The sequence below is a fragment of the Streptomyces sp. NPDC019443 genome, assembly GCF_044389785.1.
In the GTDB taxonomy this organism is placed as follows: Bacteria; Actinomycetota; Actinomycetes; order Streptomycetales; family Streptomycetaceae; genus Streptomyces.
This window is the reverse complement of record NZ_JBIRYJ010000012.1, coordinates 1-24,890: the sequence shown is the minus strand read 5'-3', so window position 1 is coordinate 24,890 and position 24,890 is coordinate 1. Positions and strand designations below refer to the sequence as shown.

The 24,890-nt window shown below is 69.7% G+C and carries 15 protein-coding genes and 1 tRNA gene; 5 read left to right on the top strand and 11 right to left on the bottom strand.

Going from position 1 to position 24,890, the window contains the following annotated elements:
- Positions 1-12 precede the first annotated feature (12 nt).
- The 3 genes from ACH492_RS29545 (at position 13) to ACH492_RS29535 (ending at position 6,470) form a co-directional block, all read left to right on the top strand.
- On the top strand, positions 13-4,632 hold the full coding sequence (locus tag ACH492_RS29545) for an ATP-dependent helicase (protein WP_398990867.1): 4,620 nt from the start codon (positions 13-15) through the stop codon (positions 4,630-4,632).
- A 210-nt stretch (positions 4,633-4,842) separates the two neighbouring features.
- The gene (locus ACH492_RS29540) at positions 4,843-5,664 is read left to right on the top strand and encodes an Fpg/Nei family DNA glycosylase (protein WP_398990865.1); all 822 of its coding nucleotides are present in this window, start codon (positions 4,843-4,845) and stop codon (positions 5,662-5,664) included.
- 32 nt (positions 5,665-5,696) lie between these two features.
- Positions 5,697-6,470, top strand: coding sequence for an SDR family NAD(P)-dependent oxidoreductase (locus ACH492_RS29535; protein WP_398990863.1), 774 nt, complete (start codon positions 5,697-5,699; stop codon positions 6,468-6,470).
- On the opposite strand, the gene ACH492_RS29530 is transcribed toward ACH492_RS29535, so the two are convergent.
- From ACH492_RS29530 to ACH492_RS29485, 10 genes are all read right to left on the bottom strand, one after another.
- Positions 6,418-6,672 (bottom strand): hypothetical protein, encoded by a 255-nt coding sequence (locus ACH492_RS29530; protein ID WP_398990861.1) that lies wholly within the window; start codon positions 6,670-6,672, stop codon positions 6,418-6,420. The two genes, ACH492_RS29535 and ACH492_RS29530, sit on opposite strands and share 53 nt — an antisense overlap.
- A 146-nt stretch (positions 6,673-6,818) precedes the next feature.
- Positions 6,819-7,289 carry a Dps family protein gene (locus ACH492_RS29525; protein WP_398990859.1) on the bottom strand — a complete coding sequence of 157 codons (471 nt, stop codon included), beginning with the start codon at positions 7,287-7,289 and terminating at the stop codon, positions 6,819-6,821.
- A 154-nt stretch (positions 7,290-7,443) separates the two neighbouring features.
- On the bottom strand, positions 7,444-7,827 hold the full coding sequence (locus ACH492_RS29520) for a helix-turn-helix domain-containing protein (protein ID WP_019889909.1): 384 nt from the start codon (positions 7,825-7,827) through the stop codon (positions 7,444-7,446).
- A gap of 109 nt (positions 7,828-7,936) precedes the next feature.
- Positions 7,937-8,446, bottom strand: a complete 510-nt coding sequence (locus ACH492_RS29515; protein ID WP_398990857.1) for a CinA family protein — start codon at positions 8,444-8,446, stop codon at positions 7,937-7,939.
- Positions 8,443-9,159, bottom strand: coding sequence for a CDP-diacylglycerol--glycerol-3-phosphate 3-phosphatidyltransferase (gene pgsA, locus ACH492_RS29510; RefSeq protein WP_398990855.1), 717 nt, complete (start codon positions 9,157-9,159; stop codon positions 8,443-8,445). Before pgsA ends, ACH492_RS29515 begins: the two co-directional genes overlap by 4 nt.
- The gene (gene rimO / locus ACH492_RS29505; RefSeq protein WP_398990853.1) at positions 9,156-10,619 is read right to left on the bottom strand and encodes a 30S ribosomal protein S12 methylthiotransferase RimO; all 1,464 of its coding nucleotides are present in this window, start codon (positions 10,617-10,619) and stop codon (positions 9,156-9,158) included. The genes pgsA and rimO overlap by 4 nt, the downstream gene beginning before the upstream one ends.
- 73 nt (positions 10,620-10,692) lie before the next feature.
- Positions 10,693-11,559, bottom strand: coding sequence for a helix-turn-helix domain-containing protein (locus ACH492_RS29500; protein ID WP_398990851.1), 867 nt, complete (start codon positions 11,557-11,559; stop codon positions 10,693-10,695).
- Between the two features lie 188 nt (positions 11,560-11,747).
- Positions 11,748-14,519 (bottom strand): DNA translocase FtsK, encoded by a 2,772-nt coding sequence (locus ACH492_RS29495; protein WP_398990849.1) that lies wholly within the window; start codon positions 14,517-14,519, stop codon positions 11,748-11,750.
- Between the two features lie 136 nt (positions 14,520-14,655).
- Positions 14,656-15,342, bottom strand: a complete 687-nt coding sequence (locus ACH492_RS29490) for a two-component system response regulator (protein ID WP_398990847.1) — start codon at positions 15,340-15,342, stop codon at positions 14,656-14,658.
- A gap of 244 nt (positions 15,343-15,586) precedes the next feature.
- Positions 15,587-21,073 (bottom strand): HAMP domain-containing protein, encoded by a 5,487-nt coding sequence (locus tag ACH492_RS29485; RefSeq protein WP_398990845.1) that lies wholly within the window; start codon positions 21,071-21,073, stop codon positions 15,587-15,589.
- A gap of 270 nt (positions 21,074-21,343) precedes the next feature.
- On the opposite strand from ACH492_RS29485, the gene ACH492_RS29480 reads away from it, so the two are divergent.
- Entirely contained in the window at positions 21,344-23,998 is a 2,655-nt protein-coding gene (locus ACH492_RS29480) for a SpoIIE family protein phosphatase (RefSeq protein ID WP_398990843.1), read from the top strand.
- Positions 23,999-24,045: 47 nt separating this feature from the next.
- On the opposite strand, the gene ACH492_RS29475 is transcribed toward ACH492_RS29480, so the two are convergent.
- Positions 24,046-24,118: transfer RNA gene (locus ACH492_RS29475), tRNA-Thr, on the bottom strand.
- 276 nt (positions 24,119-24,394) lie between these two features.
- On the opposite strand from ACH492_RS29475, the gene ACH492_RS29470 reads away from it, so the two are divergent.
- Positions 24,395-24,802 (top strand): hypothetical protein, encoded by a 408-nt coding sequence (locus ACH492_RS29470; protein ID WP_398990841.1) that lies wholly within the window; start codon positions 24,395-24,397, stop codon positions 24,800-24,802.
- Positions 24,803-24,890 lie beyond the last annotated feature (88 nt).

Sequence of the window (24,890 nt, the reverse complement as noted above, 5' to 3'; positions counted from 1 at the left end):
ACGATGGGGGGCATGGCCAGGACTGCGCTCGACTCCTTCTCTCCCGCGACCCGGAGCTGGTTCACGGGAGCCTTCAGCGCGCCCACCGCCGCGCAGGAGGGCGCCTGGCAGGCCATCGGGGAGGGCTCGGACGTGCTGGTCGTGGCCCCGACGGGCTCCGGCAAGACCCTGGCAGCGTTCCTCGCCGCGCTGGACCGGCTGGCGTCCGCCCCACCGCCCGCGGACCCGAAGATGCGCTGCCGCGTGCTGTATGTGTCTCCGCTCAAGGCCCTCGCAGTCGATGTGGAGCGCAACCTCCGCAGTCCGCTCACCGGAATCCGGCAGGAGTCGGTGCGGCTCGGGCTGCCTGAGCCGGAGGTGCGAGTCGGCATCCGCTCGGGCGACACCCCGGCCGCCGAGCGGCGCTCCCTGGCCACCAAGCCGCCGGACATCCTGATCACGACACCCGAGTCGCTGTTCCTGATGCTCACCTCCTCGACCCGCGACGCACTGGCGGGCATCGAGACGGTGATCCTGGACGAGGTGCACGCCGTTGCGGGGACGAAGCGGGGCGCACATCTCGCCGTATCGCTGGAGCGCCTCGACGAGCTGCTGCCGCGCCCTGCCCGGCGGATCGGCCTGTCGGCGACGGTGCGGCCGGTGGACGAGGTGGCCCGCTATCTCTCGCCACTGCGCAAGGTGGAGATCGTCCAGCCGCCCTCGGGCAAGGAGTTCGACCTGTCCGTGGTCGTACCGGTGGAGGATCTGGGCGAATTGGGCGGCTCCCCCGCCTCGGAGTCGGACGGCGGAGAGAAGCCGTCGATCTGGCCGCATGTCGAGGAGAAGATCGCCGACCTCGTCCAGGCGCACCGCTCGACGATCGTCTTCGCCAACTCCCGCCGCCTCGCCGAGCGGCTGTGCAACCGCCTCAACGAGATCGCGTACGAGCGTGCCACGGGCCAGGCTATGCCCGAAGGGGCACCACCGGCCGAGATCATGGCGCAGTCGGGGGCCGCACAGGGCGCACCGGCCCTCCTTGCCCGCGCGCACCACGGCTCGGTCTCCAAGGAACAGCGCGCCCTGGTCGAAGAGGACCTCAAAGCGGGCCGGCTGCCCGCCGTCGTCGCCACCTCCAGCCTGGAGCTGGGCATCGACATGGGCGCGGTGGATCTGGTCGTCCAGGTCGAGTCACCGCCGTCCGTCGCCTCCGGCCTGCAGCGGGTCGGCCGCGCGGGACACCAGGTGGGCGCGGTCTCCACGGGTGTCGTCTTTCCCAAGTACCGCGGCGACCTGGTGCAGGCGGCGGTGGTCACCGAGCGGATGCGCAGCGGCTCGATCGAAGCGCTGCGCATCCCGTCCAACCCCCTGGACGTACTGGCCCAGCAGCTGGTCGCCATGGTCGCCCTGGACACCTGGCAGGTCGACGATCTGCTGGCGCTGGCGCGCCGGGCCGCGCCGTTCGCCTCGCTCCCCGAGTCGGCCTTCACCGCCGTCCTCGACATGCTCGCCGGGCGCTATCCCTCCGATGCCTTCGCCGAGTTGCGCCCTCGCGTGGTGTGGGACCGCGTCGCCGGTACGGTCACCGGCCGGCCGGGGGCGCAGCGCCTCGCGGTCACCTCCGGCGGCACCATCCCGGACCGCGGACTGTTCGGGGTGTTCCTCGCCGGGGCGGATCCCAAGAAGGGCGGCGGCCGGGTCGGCGAGCTGGACGAGGAAATGGTGTACGAGTCCCGGGTGGGCGATGTCTTCACCCTCGGCACCACCTCCTGGCGTATCGAGGACATCACCCGCGACCGGGTGCTGGTCTCGCCCGCCCCCGGGGTGCCGGGTCGGCTCCCGTTCTGGAAGGGCGACCAGCTGGGCCGTCCGCTCGAACTGGGCCGCGCGGTGGGCGCGTTCCTGCGGGAGGTCGGCGGCCTGAGCACCGAGGACGCCCGGCTGCGCCTGCTGGCTGCCGGCCTCGACGCCTGGGCTGCCGACAATGTCCTCGGCTATCTGGACGAGCAGCGCCGTGCGTGCGGCCATGTCCCCGACGACCGGACGATCCTCGTCGAGCGTTTCCGGGACGAGCTGGGCGACTGGCGGGTCGTCATCCACTCCCCGTTCGGCGCCCAGGTGCACGCCCCGTGGGCGCTGGCGCTCGGCGCCCGGCTCGGCGAGCGGTACGGCATGGACGCGCAGGTCATGCACGCCGACGACGGCATCGTCCTGCGGCTGCCCGACGCCGATCTGATGGGCCTGGACCTGCTCGACCAGGACCCGGTCCACCTCGACACGACATTCGACAGCGAGCAGGCCCCGGTCGGCGCGGCGGACACCGTCTTCGACAAGGGGGAAATCAATCAGATCGTCACCGACCAGGTGGGCGGCTCCGCGCTGTTCGCCTCCCGGTTCCGGGAGTGCGCCGCGCGTGCGCTGCTGCTGCCCCGGCGCAATCCCGGCAAGCGCACCCCGCTGTGGCAGCAGCGCCAGCGCGCGGCCCAACTGCTCCAGGTGGCGAGCGAGTTCGGGTCCTTCCCGATCGTCCTCGAAGCGGTCCGCGAGTGCCTCCAGGACGTGTTCGACGTCCCGGGGCTGACGGAGCTGATGGGCGACATCGAGTCCCGCCGGGTCAGGCTGGTCGAGGTCACCACGCCCGAGCCCTCGCCATTCGCCCGCTCGCTGCTCTTCGGCTATGTCGCGCAGTTCCTGTACGAGGGGGACTCGCCCCTTGCCGAGCGGCGCGCCGCGGCCCTCTCCCTCGACTCCCGGCTGCTCGCAGAGCTGCTCGGCCAGGCCGAGTTGCGCGAACTGCTCGACCCCGAGGTGCTGACCGAGCTGGAGCGGGAGCTGCAATGGCTCACCGAGGACCGCCGGATCAAGGACGAGGAGGGCGTTGCCGACCTGCTGCGGGTCCTCGGCCCGCTGACCGACGCCGAGTTGACCGAGCGCGGCGGCGACCCTGAGTGGCCGCGGGACCTGGCCGCATCGCGCCGCGCCATCCGGGTCAGGATCGCGGGCGCCGACCACTGGGCTGCGGTCGAGGACGCGGGCCGGCTGCGCGACGCGCTGGGCACGGCGCTCCCGGTGGGCGTGCCGGAGGCTTTCACCGAGCCGGTCAAGGACCCGCTCGGCGACCTCCTCGCCCGGTTCGCGCGTACGCACGGGCCGTTCACCTCGACCCAGGCGGCGGCTCGCTTCGGCCTCGGCGTGGCCGTCACAGAGGGCGCGCTGCAACGGCTCGCGGCGAACGGGCGGGTCGTACAGGGCGAGTTCCACCCCTCCGGCATCGGCCAGGAATGGTGCGACGCGACCGTGCTGCGCCGGCTGCGCCGCCGCTCGCTGGCAGCGCTGCGCCATGAGCTGGAGCCGGTCCCGCCCGCCGCGCTCGCGACGTTCCTCCCGAAGTGGCAGCACATGGGCAGCAACAGCCTGCGCGGCATCGACGGCCTTGCCCGCGCGGTCGAGCAGCTCCAGGGGGCCGCGGTCCCGGCCTCCGCCCTCGAGAAGCTGATCCTCCCGTCCCGCGTCCTTGGGTACGCTCCCGGTCTCCTGGACGAACTGACCACGACCGGCGAGGTCGTCTGGGCAGGAGCGGGCTCGCTGCCCGGCAAGGACGGCTGGATCTCCCTCTACCTCGCCGACGCCGCACCCCTGCTCCTGCCGCAGCCCCATCCGCTGGAACTCACCGCGCTCCACGAGTCCGTGCTCAGCGCCCTGTCCCCCGGCTACGGCCTGTTCTTCCGTCAGATCGCCGACCAGGTCAGGGTCACCACCCACCCCGACGCCACCGATCCCCAACTGGCCGACGCCGTCTGGGACCTGGCCTGGTCCGGTCGGCTCACCAACGACACCCTGGCGCCGCTGCGTTCGCTGCTCGGCTCGGGCCGGACCGCAGGGTCGACGGCCCATCGCGCCAAACGAACGGTGCCACGCGGGCGGTACGGCAGCCTGACGGGGGCCGCCCGTCCCGCTTCCCGTACCGGGCCACCGACGGTGAGCGGGCGCTGGTCACTGCTGCCGACCGCCGAGCCCGATCCGACCCACCGGGCGCACGCCCTCGCCCGCACCCTGCTGGACCGCCATGGCGTGGTGACCCGGGGCGCAGTGGCGGCCGAGGGCGTGGAAGGCGGCTTCTCGGCCACGTACCGCATCCTCTCCGCCTTCGAGGACAGCGGTCAGGCGCGGCGCGGCTATGTGGTGGAGGGGCTGGGCGCGGCCCAGTTCGCGATGGACGGCGCGGTCGACCGCCTCCGTGCCGCGGCCACGGCGAGAGACCGGGCCGACGGGCAGACGGCGCCGCACGCCGTGGTGCTGGCCGCCGCCGACCCCGCCAATGCGTACGGCGCGGCGCTGCCCTGGCCCGAGCCTCCGACCGGCGCCGGCCACAAGCCCGGCCGGAAGGCGGGCTCCCTGGTCGTCCTGGTCGACGGAGAGCTCACGCTGTACATGGAGCGCGGCGGCAAGACTCTGCTGGCCTGGGCGACCGACCCGGACTCCGCCGCGCTCCATGCGGCGGTCGAGGCGCTGGCACACGCGGCCCGGGCGGGCGCGCTCGGCACGGTCACCGTCGAGCGCGCCAACGGCATACCGGCGCTCACCTCGCCGCTGGCCCGCGTCCTGGAGACGGCGGGCTTCCACGCCACCCCCAGAGGCATTCGGTTGCGCCCCTGACGGACGCCCGCGGCGGGCCTTCGCCCTTCCCCGCCCTCCCCGCCCCTTCCCGCTGTATCGATTTGCGGCTCCGCCGCGTGGGGGGGCTCAGCCCCGGACCCCCGTATGGGACCTTCGGCCGCATGTCCTCAATCTCCCCCAGACTCCGTCCGGGGGGGGACGCCCACCGGCTGAGGCGCAGCCGCCCCCGCCACCCCCATCATGGATGCCATGCCCGAAGGAGACACCGTCTGGCTGACCGCCCAGCGCCTGCACACCGCCCTCGCCGGGCAGGTCCTCACCCGGTCCGACCTCCGCGTCCCGCGCTTCGCAACCGCCGATCTCACCGGGCGAGCCGTCCTGGACGTCACGCCGCGCGGCAAGCATCTGCTGACCCGCATCGAGGGCGGCCTCACACTCCACTCCCACCTCCGTATGGACGGCTCCTGGCAGGTGTACGGCTCCGGCGAACGCTGGCGCGGCCCCGCGCACCAGATCCGCGCGATCCTCGGCAACGCCGACCACACCGCCGTCGGCTACCGCCTCCCCGTCCTGGAGCTGCTGCGCACCGCCGACGAGGCCAAGGCCGTGGGCCATCTCGGCCCGGATCTGCTGGGCCCCGACTGGGACGCGGACACCGCCGTCGCGAACCTCCTCGCCGACCCGGACCGCCCCCTCGGCGAGGCCCTGCTCGACCAGCGCAATCTCGCCGGAATCGGCAATGTCTACAAGTCGGAGCTGGCCTTCCTGGCCCGTGTGACGCCCTGGCTGCCCGTCGGCGAGCTGCCCGTCGACACTCCTCAACGGCTCGTCGTCACCGCCCACCGACTCCTGGAAGCGAACAAGAACCGCTTCGACCGCACCACCACGGCCATGGACCGCCGAGGCGCCACGAGTGGCCGCCGCCCCGGCCCCCGGCTTCATGTCTACGGCCGCGAAGGCCAGCCATGCCTGCGCTGCGGGACCTCGATCCGTAAGGCCGACCAGGGCGACGGCAGCCGCGAACGCCCCACCTACTGGTGCCCGGGCTGCCAATCCGGGCCCAGTAGTTGACGACCCGTCAGGTCCAGTCGTACCGTCCCCGCATGCCCCTCAAGGCGTACGACCTCACCGGCCGCACCGCGTTCGTCACCGGCGCGGCCGGCGGCATAGGCCGCGCCTCGGCCGCCCTCCTCGCCGAGGCGGGAGCCACCGTCCACTGCGCCGACATCGACGAGAAGGGCCTCCACGAAACACGCACCCAGATCGCCGACGCGGGCGGCACGGCGCACACCCACCCCCTCGACGTCACCGACCGCGCCCAGCTCAAGGCCGCGATCGACTACATAGAGAGCACCGGCCGGCTCGACATCCTGGCCGCCATCGCCGGAATCATGCACAGCAGCCCCGTCCTGGAGACAAGGGACGAGGACCTCGACCGCGTCCTCGCGGTCAACTTCAAAGGGATTCTGTACGCCTGCCAGGAGTCGGCCCGCGCCATGATCGCCGCGGGCACCCCCGGCTCCATCGTCACCATGGCCTCCGGCGCCGTGGACGCCGCGAACGCGGGTCTGCTCTGCTACAGCGCTGCCAAAGCGGCAGTCGTCCAGCTCACCAAGACCCTCGCGACCGAACTCGGCCCGCACTCCATCCGCGTCAACGCCGTCGCCCCCGGCTGGATCCGCACCCCCATGACCGACCGGCACGACGCCATGCTCCAGCACAAGGCCGAGGCGGCGATGGTCCGGATCTCCCCGCTCCGCCGCGTCGGCGAGCCCGAGGACATCGCCCATACGGTCCTCCACCTGGCGTCCGACGCGTCCGCCTTCACGACGGGCCAGATCCTCCGCCCGAACGGCGGCGTCGCGATGCCCTGGTGATCCCACCGCGCGTGCCCCCACGGGACGCCGTGACATGCACTGGCAGCAGGCTGAGCCCCCACCCGCCTGCTGCCACTGCCCCTTCGACGAGCCCCGCCTGCTGCGGCACGAGCACCAGCCGCAGCACGGCCCACCACCACAGCCCGCCGGCCACGAGCCCAAGGGCGACCACCGGCACGAGGACGACACCGCGTACTGCCATGGCTGCCTCCTCCGGCCCACGCTAGACCGGCGCGATCACCCACCGGGAGGGCGCACCGGATGCACACCCCGGCGCGCGGGGCACCGGTCACCTCACTCCAGACAGCCCGCGACCCCGACCACGTGCCGGAGCCGCAGCGCCAACACCTACGGGCTCTCGGCCTGGAACATCCACGCGTGCTTCTCAAGGTCCGCCGTGAGCCCTATCAGCACATCCTGACTCACCGGATCCGGATCCCCGGTCGCCGCGATCCGCTCCCGCATGCGCCCGATCACCGCGCCGAGCGCGTCCACCAGGGTCTGCACGGCGTCCACGTCCTTGATCAAGCCCTCCGGCACCGCGCCGATCACACTCTGCGCCGCCACCGTCGCGGCCCGACCGTCCGGCGTCACCCCGAGCGCCGACGCACGCTCGGCCACCGTGTCGGAGTGCATCCGCGCCGTGTCCACGACCTCGTCGAGCTGGAGATGTACGGACCGGAAGCGGGGCCCGACGACATTCCAGTGGACCTGCTTCGCCACCAGTGAGAGATCCACCAGGTCGACGAGCGCGCCCCTCAGCGCATCTCCGACCGTCTTGAGGTCCGACTCGTTCAGAGGGCTCTTCACGACAGACATCGATGTCCTCCACTCGGTTCGCAGATACCCGTCCACCATGGCACAAGTACCCCAAACCGAGCATTCGCCGACAAAGCGAAAGCCCCGGCCCTCTGCCCCGCAGGGGCAGTAGACCGGGGCTCAGCTGAAACGAAGCCGTGCAGAGCCGTACGGATCAGGCGGCGACGACGTCCACCGCCTCCGCAGGCGCCTTGATCGTCACCCGCTCCGTCGGCACACCCGCCACCGACGTCACGGAGACGGAATTGAGCATCGGGCGTACTGGCGCAGGCACTGGCTCACTCGCCGCTGCCGACTCGGCCAGCTCGGCCAACGACAGCTCGTCGCTGACTTCACGCATGAGCTCGGACATCCGTACGTCAAGCGCGTCGCAGATCGCGGAGAGCAGCTCGGAGGAAGCCTCCTTCTGCCCCCGCTCCACCTCGGAGAGATAGCCGAGCGATACCCGGGCGGACGAGGAGACTTCGCGCAGAGTACGGCCCTGGCGCTGGCGCTGCCGACGCAGCACGTCACCAAGCAGGCGACGGAGCAGAATCATCGGTGGCTCCCTCCTCGGTCCGCGTAGCCGCATCCTTCACGCCCCACCGTACCGCCTCGTGCCGCGGCCGTGCGGGGAGCGATGTCGTGTTCACTCAGGGCTGCAAACATCAAGTCCCCCCGTTCTGTTCCGTATCCTGTGTCCGCGCATTGTCGTGCAGTTCGCCCGAGAGCAGCTCGAGCACGCTCCGTACACTCTCTCTACGGATTTCCGCCCGGTCACCGTTCAACCGCAACTCGGCCACTTTCCCGGCGCCGCCCGGCCCCGCGACGGCCAGATAGACCGTCCCGACGGGCTGCCCGTCCTGTGGTTCCGGCCCGGCCACACCCGTGGTCGCGATGCCCCAGCCGGCGCCCAGCGCCTGCCGTACCCCCGCCGCCATCTGCCGTGCGACCTCGGGATCCACCGCGCCGCGCTCCGCCAGGAGGGTCCCGTCGACGCCGAGAACATCCCTCTTGAGAGTGGTTGCGTACGCCGTGACGGACCCGCGGAAGGACTTCGAGGCACCTGGTACAGAAGTGAGCTCGGCGGCCACCAGGCCGCCGGTCAGCGACTCGGCGACGGCCAGCGTCTCGCCACGCTCCGCAAGCAGCGCCAGCACCCGAGCCGCGGTCTTCACCGCTTTTTCCCTGCGTTCCCGGCGTTCCCGGCGTTCCCGGCGTTGTTCCCCGCCTCGTCGGCTGCCGCCGCCCGCTGGGCGGCCAGTCCCCTGCGCCTCAGCACGATCGCCTGTCGCACATAGTCCAGACCGGTGACCACCGTCAGCACGACGGCCAGCGCCATCACCCAGAAGCGCAGGGTGGCCAGCGCACCGGTCAGCGCCAGGACATACATCCCGACCGCCGTGCCCTGCGCGAGGGTCTTCATCTTGCCGCCGCGACTGGCCGGAATCACCGCGTGCCGGATCACCCAGAACCGCATCAGCGTGATCCCGAGCTCACGGAAGAGAATGACTCCGGTCACCCACCACGGCAGATCCCCGAGCGCCGACAGACAGATCAGCCCGGCGGCCATGATCGCCTTGTCGGCGATCGGGTCGGCGATCTTCCCGAAGTCGGTGACCAGGTTGTACGTCCGCGCCAGATGACCGTCGAAGATGTCGGTGATCATGGCGACGGCGAACGCCGCCCACGCCCAGGCCCGCCAGGCCGGGTCGTATCCGCCGTCCTGCAGCATCAGCATGACGAAGCCGGGCACGAGCGCCAGGCGGATCATGGTGAGGATGTTGGCGATGTTCCAGAGGCTGGCCTGATTGACGGCCGCAGCGCCCAGCTTGCCGCCGGGCGCGGGCCTGCCGGTGCCGCCCCCCGCGGATGCCGGCACTCCGGTCATGTGCCAACCTCCTCAAGACATTCGGCCACCAGGTCGACGCCTTCCGTACCCACGGCCTTTGCCACGACGATACGACCGGGCACCAGCCCCTCGCTCGAAGTGAAGACCACCTGCCCGTCCGTCTCCGGCGCCTGGTGCGCCGCACGGCCCACCGCACCGTCCTCGCCGTCCACGGACTCGACCAGCACCTCAAGGGCCTCGCCGAGCCGCTCCTCGGCGCGCTGCGCGGTCAGCTCCTCCGCGAGCCGCGACAGATGCTCAAGACGCTCGGCGATGACGTCGGCGTCCAGCTTGTTGTCGTACGAGACGGCCTCGGTGCCGTCCTCGTCGGAGTAGCCGAAGACGCCGATGGCATCCAGGCGCGCATCGGTGAGGAAGCTTTCCAGCTCGGCGAAGTCCGCCTCGGTCTCGCCGGGGAAGCCGACGATGAAGTTGGACCGCACACCCGCCTGCGGGGCCTTGCCGCGGATGGTCGCCAGCAGCTCCAGGAACCTCTCGGTGTCGCCGAAGCGCCGCATCGCGCGCAGCACACCCGGCGCGGAGTGCTGGAAGGACAGGTCGAAGTACGGAGCGATCTTCGGCGTCGAAGTGAGGACGTCGATCAGCCCGGGCCGCATCTCGGCGGGCTGCAGATAGCTGACCCGCACCCGCTCGATGCCGTCGACCTCGGCCAGCTCCGGCAGCAGGGTCTCCAGGAGACGGATGTCGCCGAGGTCCTTGCCGTACGAGGTGTTGTTCTCGGAGACCAGCATGACCTCCTTCACGCCCTGCTCGGCCAGCCAGCGCGTCTCGCCGAGGACATCGCTGGGCCGCCGCGAGATGAACGAGCCGCGGAAGGACGGAATGGCGCAGAAGGAGCAACGCCGGTCGCAGCCGGAGGCGAGCTTCACCGAGGCGACGGGGCTGGTGCCGAGACGGCGGCGCAGGGGCGCACGCGGCCCGGAGACTGGTGCGACCCCCTCCGGAAGATCCTCGGGGGCGGGCGCGATGTCGCCGTGGCCGGGCAGCGCCACATCGGACGCCTCCTGCCGTTCGACCGGGCTCAGCGGCAGCAGCTTGCGGCGGTCGCGCGGAGTGTGCGAGGCGTGGACGCCGCCGTTCAGGATGGTCTGGAGGCGGTCGGAGATGTCGGCGTAGTCGTCGAAGCCGAGCACGCCGTCCGCCTCGGGCAGCGCTTCGGCCAGCTCCTTGCCGTACCGCTCGGCCATGCAGCCGACCGCGACCACGGCCTGGGTCTTGCCGTGGTCCTTGAGATCGTTGGCTTCGAGCAGGGCGTCGACGGAGTCCTTCTTGGCGGCCTCGACGAACCCGCAGGTGTTGACGACTGCGACATCCGCGTCAGCGGCTTCCTCGACGAGCTCCCAGCCGTCCGCTGCCAAGCGGCCTGCGAGCTCCTCCGAGTCCACCTCGTTACGGGCGCAGCCAAGAGTGACAAGGGCGACGGTACGGCGTTCGGGCATGCGCTCAAGACTACTTTGTCCTGACCCACGCCCCGGCCCCGAGGGTTCCCGGGGCCCCGCGGCCCATCCGGGCTTAGCCGACCTCGGGGTCGCCCTTCGTGTACGACAGCCGCTCGACCTGGCCCGCCTCGAACTGGTCCTCGACTTTCTTGCCGTTCACGAACAGCTCGATCGCCCCGGCGTTCCCGAGGATCAGATCGACCCGCTCGTCGTCCTGGAAGGTCTTGGACTCGCCCTTGAGCAGCAGCCCGTCGAAGAGCAGCTTGCCGTTGTGCGACTTGGCCGAGATCCAGCTCTTGTCGTCCAGAGCGGAGAGCTTCACCGTCACCTTGTCCTTCGGCACCGCCGCGATGGCGCTGTCCGACGGGTCGGGCTTCGGCGGGGCGGGCTTGCTCGTGGACGGATCCGCCGGGCTCGGCTTCTGCTCGGACGCCGACCCCTCGGCCACATTGCTGGCCTTGCCGCCGTCCTCGCCGCTGAAGAGCGTGAAGCCGACGAAGCCGATCACGGCGACGATCGCGGCGACCATGGCGGCCGTCCAGTTGGGGCGGCGCGCATCAGGACGGATGCGCTCGGCCTCGAAGAGCGGCGCGGCAGGGGTGGGCGAAGGACGTCCGCCGTGGTCCGCGTCGTACTGCCCGACGAGCGGATCGGGATCGAGGCCGACGGCACGCGCGACCGTGCGGATATGACCGCGCGCGTAGACATCGCCGCCACAGCGAGAGAAGTCGTCCTGCTCGATCGCTTGCACGATCGGGATGCGCACCCGGGTGGAGGAACTGACTTCGTCAACGGTCAGACCTGCGGCGATGCGGGCTTGCTGGAGCGCATGACCGATCGAAGGCCGGTCGTCTTCGTTCGAAGACCGGTCGTCTTCAAGCGAAGGCTGGTCGTCGTCGATTGAAGGCCGGTCGTCTTCGGGGGAGTTGCCGATGGACACGGGGGCGCCTTTCGAGCGTGTAGCCACCTGCTGGAGGTTCAGTCTATGGGTGGAACGAAAGGGTGGGGCAACCGGGCGAGGGACTTTGTACGCCAACAGAATGGCCGGTCATCCTGATGGTGGGACATCTGACTGTCCCTCCCTCCAACTTGACGTACGGCTGAGGGAAACGGTTGCTCTCCAAACCCTTACGAGTGAGACTCCCCGCGGATCACGGCAAGCACTCCATCGAGTTCATCCGGTTTCACCAGGACATCGCGTGCCTTGGAGCCCTCACTCGGCCCGACGATGTTCCGTGACTCCATCAGATCCATCAGCCGGCCCGCCTTCGCGAAGCCCACGCGCAGCTTGCGCTGGAGCATCGACGTCGACCCGAACTGGGTGGATACCACCAGCTCAGCGGCCTGACAGAGCAGATCGAGGTCGTCGCCGATGTCCTCGTCGATCTCCTTCTTCTGCTTCGTGCCGACCACGACGTCCTCCCGGAAGACCGGGGCCATCTGATCCTTGCAGTGCTGGACGACTACCGCGACCTCGTCCTCGGTGACGAAGGCGCCCTGCATACGGGTCGGCTTGTTCGCACCCATTGGGAGGAACAGGCCGTCACCCTTGCCGATCAGCTTCTCCGCGCCCGGCTGGTCGAGGATGACCCGGCTGTCGGCGAGCGAGGAGGTCGCGAAGGCGAGCCGCGAGGGCACATTCGCCTTGATCAGACCGGTGACGACGTCGACCGATGGCCGCTGGGTCGCCAGTACCAGATGGATGCCCGCGGCGCGCGCCAACTGGGTGATCCGGACGATGGCGTCCTCGACGTCGCGCGGCGCCACCATCATCAGGTCGGCGAGCTCGTCCACGATGACCAGCAGATACGGGTACGGGGTGAGCTCGCGCTCGCTCCCCTCCGGCGGCTTGACCTTGCCGTTCCTGATGGCCTGGTTGAAGTCGTCGATGTGGCGGTAGCCGTACGCCGCGAGGTCGTCGTAGCGCAGATCCATCTCCCGCACGACCCATTGCAGCGCCTCGGCGGCCCGCTTGGGGTTGGTGATGATCGGGGTGATCAGGTGCGGAATGCCCTCGTACGCGGTGAGCTCGACCCGCTTGGGGTCGACGAGCACCATCCGTACGTCCTCCGGCGTCGCCCGCACCATCACGGAGGTAATCAGGCAGTTGATACAGGAGGATTTGCCTGAGCCGGTCGCGCCCGCGACCAGGACGTGCGGCATCTTCGCCAGGTTGGCCATCACATAGCCGCCCTCGACGTCCTTGCCGAGCGCGACCAGCATCGGGTGCTCGTCGCCCGCGGCGTCCGCGAGGCGCAGTACATCGCCCAGGTTGACCATCTCGCGGTCGGAGTTCGGGATCTCGATGCCGACCGCGGACTTGCCGGGGATCGGGGAGATGATCCGTACGTCGGGGCTGGCGACGGCGTATGCGATGTTCTTGGTGAGAGCGGTGATCCGCTCGACCTTCACGGCCGGGCCCAGTTCCACCTCGTACCGGGTGACTGTCGGGCCGCGGGTGAAGCCGGTGACGGCCGCGTCGACCTTGAACTCCATGAAGACATTGCTGAGCGAGGCGACGACCGCGTCATTGGCGGCGCTGCGCGTCTTGCCGGGGCCGCCGCGCTCCAGCAGGTCCAGGGAGGGCAGGGCGTAGGTGATGTCGCCGGAGAGCTGGAGCTGCTCGGCGCGCGGCGGCAGGGGCTGGGACTCATCGGGTACCGGCGCGGACTTGGTCAGATCCGGTACGGACGCCTTCGATCCGCTCTCCTTCGGCCCGGGGTCCTCGGGCTCTCGCGCGCTCGGCACGGGGCCGGCGGCCCGCTGCCGGTCGGCGGTGACGTCCCGGGTGAGGTCGGCGACGAGCGGCGACGGCGGCATGCCGTTCAGTACGGCTCCGTCGAGCGCCGCGGCGGCCGCCGCTGCCACATCCACCGCGTCCATCGGACGATCCATGGCGGGCTGCACGGAGGCTCTGCGCGGCCGCCTGCGCTTGGAGAGCGCTGCCTCCTCGGCAGGGTCCGGGTCGAAGTCCGCGGGCGCTTCGCCCCGGCGCGCGGACGAGCGGCGCGCCCGCCCGGGCACGGCATCGCGCCACTGGTCCTCGTACCGCTCGTCGTCCTCGCCGGCCTCGCTGTCCGCCCCCGGCGCGTACGCCGGCTCAACGATGCCCAGCTTGGAGCCGAGCAGCCGCAGCCGCTGCGGAATGGCGTTGACGGGCGTCGCGGTGACCACGAGCAGGCCGAAGAGCGTGAGCAGCACGAGCAGCGGTACGGCGAGGACCTCGCCCATGGTGAAGATCAGCGGCTTGGACGCGGCCCAGCCGATCAGCCCGCCCGCGTCCTGCATCGCCTCGGTGCCCTCCCCGCGGCCGGGAGAACCGCAGGCGATGTGGACCTGCCCGAGCACGCCGACGACGAGCGCGGACAGACCGATCACGATCCGGCCGTTGGCGTCTGGCTTCTCGGGATAGAGGATCAGGCGTACGGCGATCACGCCCAGCAGTAGCGGCGCGAGCAGATCGAGTCGGCCGAACGCGCCGGTCACCAGCATCTCGACGAGATCGCCGACCGGGCCGCGCAGATTGGACCAGGTGCCGGCGGCGACGACCAGCGCCACACCGAGGAGCAGCAGCGCAAGGCCATCCTTGCGGTGCGCCGGGTCGAGCCCCTTCGCTCCCCGTCCTATGCCACGGAACAGAGCGCCCACGGTGTGCGCCAGACCGAGCCAGAGGGCGCGCGCGAGGCGGTACACGCCCCCTGTGGGGGACGGCGCGGGCTTGGGCGCAGCCTTCTTCGCCGCCGCCTTCTTGGCGGGCGCTTTTTTCGCGGGTGCGGTCTTCTTGGCGGCAGCTTTCTTGGCGGGCGCCGCCTTCTTCGCGGCGCCGGTCGTACGGCCGGCGCGCGGCTTCGCGGTGCCCGCCGCGCCCTGGGAACCCTTGCCGGACGTGCGTGAGGCCATGGTGGTGAGGTTACCGGTGTCGACGGCAGCGGACACGTGTGCCCACTGCTTCACTCGTTCGTGTCGTGCCGGTGGGGCGGGAAGCTGACGCCCCGGGGGCGGGAAGCTGACGCTCCCTCAAGCCCCGGGCGGCCGTTCAGTTCTGCGAAGGCAGCGACGGCGTGCCGCCGCCGGTACCCGGTTCCAGCGCGTCGAGCGCCCGGCGCAAACCGGTGAGTTTGCGCTCGAGATGGGCCGCGGTGGCGACTGCGGCCGCGTCCGCCGAGTCGTCATCGAGCTGTTTGGACAGCGCTTCCGCCTGCTCCTCAACTGCCGCGAGCCGCGCGGAAAGCTCGGCGAGCAGCCCCGCGGGCTCCTTGCTGTGGCCCGCGCTCGCATGTCCGCCGCCGCCCTCAAGCTGGAGCCGCAGGAGCGCGGCCTGCTCACGCAGTTGGCAGTTCTTCATGTACAGCTCGACGAAGACCGAGACCTTGGCGCGCAGCACCCAGGGGTCGAAAGGCTTGGAGATGTAGTCGACCGCGCCCGCGGCGTAACCCCGGAAGGTGTGGTGCGGGCCGTGGTTGATCGCGGTGAGGAAGATGATCGGGATGTCCCGGGTCCGTTCCCGCCGCTTGATGTGTGCAGCCGTCTCGAATCCATCCATACCGGGCATCTGGACATCCAGCAGAATGACCGCGAAGTCGTCCGTCAGCAGCGCTTTGAGCGCCTCCTCCCCGGACGATGCCCGCACCAGTGTCTGATCGAGCGCAGAGAGGATGGCCTCCAGCGCCAGCAGATTCTCCGGCCGGTCATCGACCAGGAGGATCTTGGCCTTCTGCACCATGGCCCGCCCTCCTCGCCCCGGATGTGCACCGGGCGCCGCCCCAGGGGACGACTCCCTTACGTCGCCCGCCCTTGTGCCGGTCATGGTAGCCGCACCCCGCCTGTCGCCACACCCTGTCACCGCGATGTCACTGTGCACGTAGCAGAAACGCAGCGGGAGACCAGAAGGTTCCCCGAATACCGCCGTCTCACACGCCTTCGGCCACAGTCAGTCAGCAACTCGAACAGAACCGGGCAGGCGTCACTCACTCCCCGCGCATCCATTGCTCCATCACCGAGAGCAAATGGTCGGGATCCACCGGCTTGGTGACATAGTCGGAAGCGCCCGACTCAATGGCCTTCTCCCGGTCGCCCTTCATCGCCTTGGCGGTCAGCGCGATGATCGGCAGACCGGCGAACTGCGGCATCCTGCGGATCGCGGTCGTCGTCGCGTACCCATCCATTTCCGGCATCATGATGTCCATCAGCACGACCGTCACATCGTCGTGCTGCTCCAGGACTTCGATGCCCTCACGGCCGTTCTCCGCATACAGCACCGAGAGCCCATGCTGCTCCAGCACACTGGTGAGCGCGAAGACATTGCGGATGTCGTCGTCGACGATCAGCACCTTCTCGCCGTCGAAGGCGAAGGTACGCCGCTCCTCCAGCGCCTCCTGGCCGGCGTTCGCCCCGGCCCACTGCTCCGCGCCCGCCGACGCACCGCCCGCCTGGCCGGGCAGCGCGCGCCGCTGGTCCATCGAGCCCAGCGCCTTGCGCCGCCGCCGGAACAGCGCGGCCGGGCCGGCGTGGGCGTCCGCGGGCGCGGGCGCATCGTGCCGCGCCTGCGGAAGCCCGTTCTCCAATGCGACCTCGGCGGTGTCGGCCTGCTGGCCGGAGGCGCCGGGGGTGAGCTGCGGGTAACCCTGCGGCGGCAGTTCGCTGGGGTGAAGGGGCAAGTAGAGGGTGAACGTCGAGCCGCGGCCCGGTTCGCTCGCCGCATGGATCTCGCCGCCCAGCAGCCGGGCGATCTCGCGGCTGATGGACAGTCCGAGGCCCGTACCGCCGTACTTCCGGCTGGTCGTGCCATCGGCCTGCTTGAACGCCTCGAAGATGACGCGCATCTTGCCGGCCGCGATCCCGATCCCGGTGTCCGTGACCGAGAAGGCGATCAGATCTCCGTCCGCGTCCCGCAGCGAGCCCGCCTCCAGCAGCTGCTCGCGGATCGACTGAGGCACATCGGCGCTCGCGGGCCGGATCACCAGCTCCACCGCGCCGCTGTCGGTGAACTTCACCGCGTTGGACAGCAGGTTGCGCAGCACCTGCAGCAGCCGCTGCTCGTCGGTGTGCAGCGTCGCGGGCAGCTCCGGCGACACCCGTACGGAGAAGTCGAGCCCCTTCTCCGCGGTCAGCGGCCGGAAGGTCGCCTCCACATAGTCGACGAGCTGAACCAGCGCGATACGGGTCGGGCTGACGTCCATCTTGCCCGCCTCGACCTTCGACAGGTCGAGGATGTCGTTGATCAGCTGGAGCAGGTCGGAGCCGGCCCCGTGGATCGTTTCGGCAAACTCCACCTGCTTCGGCGAGAGGTTCCCCTCCGCGTTGTCCGCGAGCAACTTGGCAAGGATCAGCAGGGAGTTGAGCGGCGTACGCAGCTCGTGCGACATGTTCGCCAGGAACTCCGACTTGTAGCGCATCGAGACCGCGAGCTGCTCTGCACGCTCCTCGAGCACCTGCCTCGCCTCTTCGATCTCGGTGTTCTTCACCTCGATGTCGCGGTTCTGCTGCGCCAGCAGCTCGGCCTTCTCCTCCAGTTCGGCGTTGGATGCCTGCAGCGCCTTCTGCCGGTTCTCCAGCTCGGCCGAGCGCTCACGCAGCTGCTCCGTCAGCTCCTGCGACTGCTTGAGCAGTACCTCGGTCTTCGTGTTGACGCTGATGGTGTTGACGCTCGTCGCGATCATCTCGGCGATCTGGTTCAGGAAGTCCCGCTGGATCTGCGTGAACGGCTGGAAAGACGCCAGCTCGATCACACCCAGGACCTTCCCTTCGAAGAGCACTGGCAGCACGATCACATACGCGGGCGATGCCTCGCCGAGACCCGAGGAAATCCGGAGATAGCCCGGCGGCACATTGACCTGGATGGTCCGCTTCTCCTCGGCCGCGGTGCCGATCAGTGTCTCGCCGGGCCGGAAGGATGTAGGCATCAGGCCGACGGAGTAGCCGTAACTGCCACGCATGCACAGCTCGTACGACATCTCCCCGCCCGGCGAGACGTCCGAGCCGCCGCCCGTCGGCATCGCCAGGAAGAACGCACCGTGCTGCGCGGAGACGACCGGAGTGAGCTCGCTCATGATCAGCGATGCCACATCGTCGAGGTCGCGCCGGCCCTGCATCAGACCGGAGATACGGGCCAGGTTGCCCTTGAGCCAGTCCTGCTCCTCGTTGGCGAGGGTGGTGTCGCGAAGGTTCGCGATCATCGTGTTGATGTTGTCCTGCAGCACCTGGATCTCGCCGGCCGCGTCCACATCGATCTTGAGGTTCAGATCGCCGCGGGTCACCGCGGTCGCGACGGCCGCGATCGCGCGCACCTGACGGGTGAGGTTCCCGGCCATCTCGTTCACCGACTCGGTGAGGTCGCGCCAGGTTCCGTCGACGTCCCGCACCCGGGCCTGACCGCCCAACTGCCCGTCCGTGCCCACCTCGCGGGCCACCCGTGTGACCTCCTCGGCGAACGACGACAGCTGGTCCACCATCGTGTTGATGGTGGTCTTCAGCTCCAGGATCTCGCCCCGCGCATCGATGTCGATCTTCCTGGTGAGATCGCCCTTGGCGATGGCGGTGGTGACCGTGGCGATCTGCCGCACCTGGCCGGTCAGATTGGACGCCATCGAGTTCACGGACTCGGTGAGGTCCTTCCACGTACCGGAAACGCCCGGCACATGCGCCTGGCCGCCCAGCTCGCCCTCCGTGCCCACCTCGCGGGCCACACGGGTCACCTCGTCGGCGAACGACGACAGCGTCGTCACCATCGTGTTGACGGTCTCGGCCAGCTCCGCGACCTCGCCGCGCGCCTCGACCGTCACCTTCTTCGTCAGATCGCCGTTGGCGACCGCCGCGGAGACCCGCGCGATGTTGCGCACCTGATTGGTCAGGTTGTTGGCCATCAGGTTGACGTTGTCGCTGAGGTCCTTCCAGATACCGGTGACGCCGCGCACCCGCGCCTGACCACCCAGTACACCTTCCGTACCCACTTCACGGGCGACCCTGGTCACCTCGTCGGCGAAGTCCAGCAGCTGGTCGACCATCGTGTTGACCGTCGTCACCAGTTCGAGGATCTCGCCCTTGGCGTCAACGGTGATCTTCTTCGACAGGTCGCCCTTGGCGACCGCCGTCGTCACCTCGGCGATATTGCGCACCTGCGACGTCAGGTTGTTGGCCATGAAGTTGACGGACTGTGTGAGGTCCTTCCAGGTGCCGGAGACGCCCTGGACCTCGGCCTGGCCGCCCAGGATGCCCTCGGTGCCCACCTCGCGCGCCACCCTGGTCACCTGCTCGGCGAAGTTCGAGAGCTGGTCCACCATCGTGTTGAGGGTGTTCTTCAGCTCCAGGATCTCGCCGCGCGCATCCACGTCGATCTTCTGCGACAGGTCACCACGGGCCACCGCGGTGGCGACCTGCGCGATGTTACGGACCTGGCCGGTGAGGTTCTCCGCCATGCCGTTCACGGAGTCGGTCAGATCGCGCCACACGCCGGCGACACCGGGCACCTGCGCCTGCCCGCCAAGCCGGCCGTCCGTACCCACCTCACGCGCGACCCGCGTCACCTGCTCGGCGAAGGCCGAAAGCTGGTCGACCATCGTGTTGATGGTGTTCTTCAGCTCCAGGATCTCGCCGCGCGCATCCACGTCGATCTTCTGCGACAGGTCACCACGGGCCACCGCAGTCGTCACCTGCGCGATCTGCCGCACCTGCGAAGTCAGGTTCCCCGCCATGAAGTTGACGGAGTCTGTCAGTTCCTTCCACGTACCGCTGACGCCGTCGACACGTGCCTGGCCGCCCAGGCGGCCCTCCGTGCCCACGTCCCGCGCCATCCGCGTGACCTGATCGGCGAACGAGGAGAGCTGCGCCACCATCGTGTTGACGGTGTTCTTCAACTCCAGCATCTCGCCCGCGACATCGACCGTGACCTTCTGCGACAGATCGCCATTCGCGACCGCCGTCGTCACCTGCGCGATGTCCCGCACCTGGCCGGTGAGGTTACGGAACGCGGTGTTCACCGAGTCCGTGAGGTCCTTCCAGGTCCCGGCCGCTCCCGGCACCTCCGCCTGCCCGCCAAGACGGCCCTCGACGCCGACCTCGCGGGCCACCCGCGTCACCTCGGAACCGAACGACTGCAGCTGGTCCACCATCGTGTTGACGGTGTTCTTCAGCTCCAGCATCTCGCCCGCGACATCGACCGTGACCTTCTGCGACAGATCGCCATTCGCGACCGCCGTCGTCACCTGCGCGATGTCCCGCACCTGGGTGGTCAGGTTGCGGAAGACGGTGTTCACCGAGTCGGTGAGGTCCTTCCAGGTCCCGGCGGCTCCCGGCACCTGCGCCTGGCCGCCGAGCAGACCTTCGGCCCCGACCTCGCTCGCCACACGGGTGACCTCGTCCGCGAACGTACGCAGCGTCTCGGTCATCTGATTGATGGTTTCGGCGAGTTGGGCCACCTCACCGCGTGCGCTCACCGTGACCTTCTGCGACAGATCACCGTTGGCGACCGCCGTCGTCACCTCGGCGATACCGCGCACCTGCGAGGTCAGATTGCCGGCCATGGTGTTCACCGAATCGGTGAGGTCTTTCCACACACCGGCCACACCGGGCACCGCCGCCTGCCCGCCCAGCTCGCCCTCCGTGCCGACCTCCCGGGCGACCCGGGTCACCTCGGAGGAGAAGGAGGACAGCTGGTCCACCATCGTGTTGACGGTGTTCTTCAGCTGAAGCATCTCGCCGGCCACATGGACAGTGACCTTGCGTGACAGATCGCCCTTGGCGACCGCCGTGGTGACGAGAGCAATGTCACGCACCTGAGCGGTCAGCCGGTACGCCATGGTGTTTACCGAATCCGTGAGATCCTTCCACGAACCGGACATACCACGCACCTGCGCCTGGCCGCCGAGTTTGCCCTCGGTGCCGACCTCCAGCGCCACCCGGGTCACCTCGTCGGTGAACGCCGACAGCTGGTCGACCAGGCTGTTGACCGTACGCGCAACCTTCAGGAATTCGCCGCGCAGCGGCCGTACCGCCGCGTCCGCGCCCTCCACGGAGTGCGAGCGCAGCTCCATCCGCTGCTCCAGGTCGCCCTCGGCGACCGCCGAGAGCACCCGTCCCACCTCGGACACCGGCCGCGCCAGATCGTCCACCAGAGCGTTCGAAGCGTCGATGGCGGCCGCCCAGGAGCCCTCACAGGCCCCTGTCTCCAGCCGCTCGGTCAGCTTCCCCTCGCGCCCGACCATCCTGCGTACGCGCGCGAGCTCACCCGTGAGGTGGAGATTACGGTCCGCAACCTCGTTGAAGACGGCCGCGATCTCCGCCATCACGTCGTCGCCCGACACGGTCAGACGCCGACGGAAATTGCCGTCCCGCATCGACACCAGGGCCGCAATCAGCCGGTTCAGAGCTGCCGTATCCACTTCGGTTGTCCCATTGCTCCGGGACCGTCCGCCTTTTGCGCGCGTGTTCTTGCCACGCGCCGCCACGCCAGACTCCACCGTGTCCCTCCCGCAGGGGTTGACCGTACTGCCCAGGCTGTCCAAGGACAGCCTGCCCAGTGTTTCACCATGGCCGAACCAGGCCATAACAGTTCGGCAGCTTCGCATAGCGTCCCCGCCCCCGGAGGGCGGAAACAGCGGCGACCGGCATCCGCTCGGACAGCGAAGGTAAGTAACCTGGCATCCGGCTGTCCAACCGCCCCGGTCCGTCCGGCGGGGGCGGCGTGGCGCAAGTACTACCAATGGGCACCGGGAGGGGCAGGCCGCATCATGGCAGAGCCGGGCGTCGAGACGCGTACGAGGAGTTCTGTGATCACCGCGCGGGCGGCTGCCAGCTTCGACCCTGTCGGGCGGTCCGTCGCGACCGCCCGATCCTTCGTCCGCGACACCCTCCAGGGGTGGGGGTACTCCGACGTGGTGGACGACGCGGTCGTCCTGACCAGCGAGCTCGTCACCAACGCCGTCGTGCACGCGGGCACCGCCGCCGATGTGCTCTGTCTGCGTACGGACGAGGGTGTACGGGTCGAAGTCGCCGACCGCTACCCCGAGCGCGAGATCCCGATACAGGGCACCGGCCGGTCGCTCGGCAGCCTCGACCGCGAGAACGGGCGCGGACTGCTCCTGTGCGCCGCCCTCGCCTCCCGCTGGGGCGTCGAGTACTCCCCCACCTTCAAACAGGTCTGGTTCCAACTCGACCTCCCCCAGCGACCGGTGGGCACCCGCTCCGCCGGCCCGGTTCTGCCGATCCCGCTCCTACCGGTCGCCGACGAACGCGTACGCGTCGCCGTCACCCAGATCGACCGCAGCGGTTCGATCGCCGTCTGGAACGAAGACGCGGAACACCTCTTCGGATACGCCGCCGAACAGGTCATGGGCAAACCCCTGACGGACTTCGCCGCCTGGCCGCAGACTCCCGGCATCGGCACCGGTATCGCAGAGGCGCTCCAACTCTCCCGCTGGGAGGGCAGTTACGGCATCCGGGGCACCGACGGCCGCGTCGTCCCCGTTTACGCATCGCACCTCCGGGTCCGCGACACCCGTGGCGAGCCGTCCACCGTTTGCCTTCTCGTACGCGACGACGAACGCGCCGTGCTGCAGACCCCGCAGCGCGCCCCGGTGACCGATTCGGGCGCCGAGGGCCACGCCACCGACCCCTTCGAGGTCTTCATCGGCTCCCCGGCGCCCGAAGACCTCGACGGCCTTCTCCAGCGCACCGTCGAGCGCGCCCGCGACATGCTCGACGGCGACGCGGCCTTCCTGCTGCTGGCCACCGACGACGAGACGGAACTCGAAGTACGGGCCACCACCGGCCTTCCGTCGGCCCGTCAGCGCTTCGCCCGCGTCCCGGTCGAGGCCGGCACCGGCCGCTACGGCTCCGCCCGGATGCCCGCCGTCCACGAGGACCTCACGGCAGTCCCCGGCGCGGTACCGCTGCTCAACTCAACCGGCATGCGCTCCGTCGTCACCGTCCCGCTCAAGGTCGAGGGCCGCCTCACCGGCTCCCTCGGCGTCGCGGCCGAATCCTCGGGCCGCTACTCCAACGAGGAGGCCCTGCGCCTCCAGTTCGCCGCCGACCGCATCGCCCTGGCGGTCGAATCGGCCCGCCTGGGCGAACTGGAACGCCTGCGCCGCGGCTCGCTCTCCTTCCTCGTCGAGGCCTCCGACCTGCTCGCCGGAACTCTCGACCGGGACCAAACCCTGGCGCTGATGGCCCAGATGACGGTCCCTACCCTCGCCACCTGGTGCGCCGTCTACACCATCGCCGACCAGGCATCCGAGCCGTACCTCAGCTACGTACTCCACGAGGACGAGGAGCGGATCGACGGCCTCAAGGCCCTCCTCTCCAAGATCGACCCGCCCGACCCGGTGCCCACTCCCGGCGCCCGCGTCTGGACCGCCCCCGCCGAAGCCGGCCAGGCGGCCGCACTGCGCACCTCCAAGCGCGAACTCGGTCTCGGCTCCACACCACCGGTCTCCTCCGGCATCGGCACCACCCTCGCCACGGCCGCCGCGGTCGGCGGCGAGACGGTCGTTCTGCCCCTCGTCGCCCGCAACCGCGTCATCGGCATGCTGACCCTCGGCAAGCCGTCCGACGACCACTTCCGCCAGGAGATCCTGGAACTCGCCGAAGACCTCTCCCGCCGGGCGGCCCTCGCCCTCGACAACGCCCGTCTGTACTCCGAGCGCATGGCCATCAGCCAGTCCCTCCAGCGCAGCCTGCTGCCGCCGGAACTCCCTCAGATCCCGGGCGTAGAGGTCGAGGTCATCTACCGCGCGGCCGGCGAAGGCAACGAAGTCGGCGGCGACTTCTACGACCTCTTCCCGATCCGCGACGGCGCGTACGGCTTCGCCATCGGCGACGTCTGCGGTACGGGCCCGGAAGCCGCGGCCGTCACTGGCCTGGCCCGCCACGCCCTGCGCCTGCTCGCCCGCGAGGGCTTCGGCGGCCCCGCTGTCCTGGAGCGCCTGAACGCCGCGATCCTCGACGAAGGGGCCCGCAGCCGCTTCCTGACGCTCCTTTATGGCGAATTGTGGCCACAGGAGGACGGCAGCGCGGTCCTCAAGGTCGTCTGCGCCGGCCACCCCCTCCCTCTCCGCCTGCGCCAGGACGGCAGTGTGGAACCCGCGGCCGAACCGCAGCCGCTCCTCGGCGTCATGGACGACCTGGAGCTGTACGAGCAGATGGTGACCCTTGACCCGGGCGACGTTCTGCTCTGCGTCACGGACGGCGTCACCGAACGCCGCGAGGGGACACGCATGCTGGGCGACGACGGACTCGTCGACGTTCTCGCCGCGTGCACGGGCCTCACGGCCGGCGCGGTCGCCTCCCGCGTCCTGCGCGCGGTCGAACGCTTCGCCGCCGAACCGGCCTCCGACGACATGGCGATCCTCGCGATGCGCGTCCCGGAGCCCCGCAAGCCCTGAACACGAAGAAGGCCCCCGCCAGTTGGCGGGGGCCTTCTTCGCTACTGAGCCCCAATACGGAATCGAACCGTAGACCTTCTCCTTACCATGGAGACGCTCTACCGACTGAGCTATTGGGGCCTGCTGCGCTGCGGCAACGGGACAGATCATACCCCGAACGCACGGCTGCTTCGAACCAGCCATTCCTCTGGACCGCCCGATCCCGTCCTGCCACCATGCGCCAATGCTGACAGGCCTGAGAACGCCCAAGGTCGCCGTCGCCGTGCCCCTCCTTCTGGCCGACTGCGGCTACGGCGATGACGATGGCACAAAGAAGAAGCCCAAAGCCTCCCCTGCGGCCAAGGAGTCCCCGCGCCCCGGCGACCAGCGCGTGACAATCACCTGGAAAGGCAAGAAGTGTGTGTACGCGGTCCACGCCCCGCCTATATACACCCCGGCCAAGAAGCTGCCCTTGGTCATCGCCATGCATCCGTACCCAGCTACGGCGCCTATGCCACCACCTGGCAGGCCGATCCGGACCGCGTCTACGCAACGGGCATCTCCAACAACATCATGGAGATCGGCATCAGCAGCTGGCACGAACGCCTTGCCTGCAAGGCCGGCCCAGCGGTGAAGGTCAAGGACAACACCCGCACGCCCGCGAAGTGCCGGGACCAATCGGAGTTCCTGACGTACCGCCTCCCGGACATGGGCCACAACTGGCCCGGCAGCAAGGACCCAGGAATGGGCGATCCGGTAACCGGCGTCAATGCCACGGACCTCATCTGGGAGTTCTTCAAGGTGCATCCCAGGAAATCGTTCTGAACGCAAAAATGCCTCAGTCCCCGGACAAGGTCCGGGGACTGAGGCTAAAAATTGTTCGGCGGCGTCCTACTCTCCCACAGGGTCCCCC